At 48.5% G+C, this 517-nt stretch carries 1 protein-coding gene; it reads right to left on the bottom strand.

All coding sequences use genetic code 11. The features are described from left to right. Positions 1-478, bottom strand: a 478-nt coding sequence (locus tag KIV40_RS34650) for a dihydroxy-acid dehydratase (protein WP_285353985.1), incomplete at its 3' end; no start/stop codon positions are given. Positions 479-517: the final 39 nt, after the last annotated feature.

Raw genomic sequence — 517 nt, forward strand, 5'->3', positions numbered from 1 at the left:
GCTTGGTTTTACCTGCTTCCATTGGGCCACCAGAAACAAAGATCACTGGGATGTTGAGGCGCATCGCTGCCATCACCATTCCCGGAGTGATTTTGTCACAGTTAGAGATACACACCATCGCGTCGGCACAGTGTGCATTGACCATGTACTCTACAGAGTCAGCGATCAATTCACGTGAAGGCAGTGAGTAAAGCATGCCGCCGTGACCCATCGCGATGCCATCATCAACTGCAATGGTATTGAATTCTTTAGCGATACCGCCCGCTTTTTCGATTTCACCTGCGACCAGCTGACCCATATCTTTAAGGTGAACGTGGCCTGGAACAAATTGAGTGAATGAGTTTACAACAGCGATGATTGGTTTACCGAAGTCATCATCTTTTACACCCGTTGCACGCCAAAGGGCACGAGCACCCGCCATGTTGCGGCCGTGAGTTGTAGTTGCGCTGCGATATTTGATTTTTGGAGCCGAAGACATTTGCTACTTCCTTATAAATTATTGAGCTGAAGGAGCTTG

It is taken from the genome of Vibrio sp. D173a (assembly GCF_030248475.1).